This is a genomic window from Nocardia sp. NPDC060220, assembly GCF_042727815.1.
Classification (GTDB): domain Bacteria; phylum Actinomycetota; class Actinomycetes; order Mycobacteriales; family Mycobacteriaceae; genus Nocardia.
Genome location: NZ_JBHWZY010000943.1, coordinates 1 through 2,504, shown reverse-complemented (window position 1 = coordinate 2,504; position 2,504 = coordinate 1). Strand labels below are relative to the sequence as shown.

Here is a 2,504-nt window from a genome sequence, read left to right as displayed (position 1 = left end):
CCCTGTGCGTGCCGGGCAGGACGTGCTGTGGGATCCCGATCAAATCGGCGACGATGTGCTCGCGCTGATGTTCATCTCGTGTCACCCGGTGCTCTCGCGGGAGGCGCGGTTGGCCTTGACGCTGCGTGTCGTCGGCGGTCTGACCAGCGACGAGATCGCCAAGGCGTGCCTGGTCCCGACCGCGACAGTGCAGGCCAGGATCACCAGGGCGAAGAAGACTCTCGGCGCCGCCGAAGTCCCCTTCGAGGTGCCGCCGGTCGCCGAGCGCCGGGCCCGGCTGGGTTCGGTGCTCGGGGTCATCTATCTGATCTTCACCGAGGGGTCGTCTGCCAGCACCGGCGACGACCTCATCCGCTTCGACCTCGCGGGGGAAGCGCAGCGGCTGGCCCGCGTGCTGTCGCGGCTGATGCCCCACGAACCCGAGGTCTACGGACTGCTGGCGCTGCTCGAACTGACCGCGGCGCGATTTCCTGCCCGCACCGGTCCCGACGGTGAGCCGGTCCTGCTCGAACAGCAGGACCGCCGCCGCTGGGATCGCTCGGCGATCCGGCGCGGTCGTGCGGCGCTGGTGAAAGCCGGTGCGGTCGGGCGTGGACTGGGCGCCTACGGGCTTCAGGCCGCGATCGCCGAATGTCACGCCGTCGCACCGTCGGTCGAGCGGACCGACTGGGAACGGGTGGTCGTGCTGTACGAAGCACTGGGCAGACTCGCACCGTCGCCGGTGGTGGACCTGAACCGGGCGGTCGCGGTATCGATGGCCGACGGGCCCGCCGCGGCCCTGCCGATCGTCGACGAGATCACCGCATCCGGCGCCCTGTCCACCTCGCACCTGCTGCCCAGCGTGCGCGGTGAACTGCTCACCCGGCTCGGCCGCACCACCGAAGCTCGTGCGGAGCTCGCCGAAGCCATCCGCCGGTGTGGCAACGAACGTGAGAAGAACGTCCTCGCAAAAAAGCTCGCCGGACTCGCCTGATCGTCGAGCGCCGGCGCCGCCCGCCGCAGCGGGGCTCGGCCTGCACTCGCGGGTCGGCCAGGTCGCCGAACGGCGGCAGAAATACACCGGGTCGCAGGACCATATTCGCAGTATAGAGGCCATAAAGGCCGGTCTTCGCGCGCTCGTAACGTTTGCTCGCAAAGAGGTCGGGTATTCGTGAAAGGCGACGACGAGAGGGTGTTGTGGATGTCAAGGGAATCGAAAACGGTGCTGCACCGGGCAATCGGTGCGTCGGCGATCGGTAATGCGGTCGAATGGTTCGACTATGGTGTCTACGCCTATCTGGCGACGTATATCGCGAGGTCGTTGTTCCCCGGTGACGGTGAGTCCGGGATGGTCTACACGCTGCTCGGTTTCGCCGTATCGTTCCTGATCCGGCCGGTCGGCGGCATGATCTGGGGTCCGCTCGGCGACCGCATCGGGCGCAAGCGCGTGCTCGCCACCACGATTATTCTGATGGCCGGATCGACCCTCGCCGTCGGCCTTATCCCGAGCTTCGACATGATCGGCATCGGCGCCCCGATTCTGCTGTACGCGCTGCGCATGATCCAGGGACTTTCCGCCGGTGGTGAATATGGTGGCGCCGCGACATTCATGGCCGAATACGCACCCGATCGCAAGCGCGGATTCTATGGCAGTTTCCTCGAGGTGGGCACGCTCGCCGGCTTCACGCTCGGCAACCTGGTCGCCCTGCTGCTGGTGAATGTCCTCGACGACGCGTCGATGAATTCGTGGGGCTGGCGCATCCCGTTCATGATCGCCGGTCCGCTCGGCCTGATCGGCATGTACCTGCGCAGCCGGGTGGAGGACACCCCGGTGTTCCGCGAGGTCGACAGCAAGGACGAGACCGAGGAAGTCTCCGGCGTCTATCGCGATCTGGTGACGAAGTACCTGCGCCCGGTGCTGACCCTGTTCGGCCTGGTGATCGCGCTGAACGTCGTGAACTACTCGTTGATCAGCTACACCCCGACCTACCTCGGCTCCGCGCTGGGTATGGACAAATCCGATGCGTTGCTCGTGCCGCTGATCGGCCAGATCGCGATGCTGTGCACCCTGCCGTTCCTGGGTGCCCTCTCCGACCGGATCGGGCGCAAACCCATGTGGATGTTCTCGTGTGCGGCGATGATGGTCGCGGTGATCCCGGTCTACCATCTGATCGGTTCTTCGCTCACCGGCGCGATTGTCGGCTTCGCGATCCTGGGCATGCTCTACGCGCCGCAGCTGGCGACGATCTCGGCCACGTTCCCCGCGATGTTCCCCACCATCGTGCGGTTCGCCGGTGTGGCGATCGGCTACAACGTGGCCACGTCGATTTTCGGTGGCACCGCCCCGGTGATCAACGAGTCGATCATCAGCGCGACCGGCAATAACATGGTTCCGGCCTACTACATGCTCGCTGCGTGCGCGGTCGGCCTGATCGCGTCCTTCTTCCTCATCGAGACCAAGGGTGTCTCGCTGCGCGGCACACAGGTGCCGGGTACGCCCGAGGCGATCGAGGAACAGCGTGAAC

2 protein-coding genes are annotated in these 2,504 nt (G+C 66.2%); both read left to right on the top strand.

Annotated features, from left to right (window positions below):
- Nucleotides 1-973 (top strand): RNA polymerase sigma factor (locus ACFWF3_RS32045; RefSeq protein ID WP_379317549.1); only part of this gene is annotated, 973 nt, incomplete at its 5' end.
- 207 nt (nucleotides 974-1,180) lie between these two features.
- Nucleotides 1,181-2,504, top strand: a 1,324-nt coding sequence (locus tag ACFWF3_RS32040; RefSeq protein ID WP_379317547.1) for an MFS transporter, incomplete at its 3' end; no start/stop codon positions are given.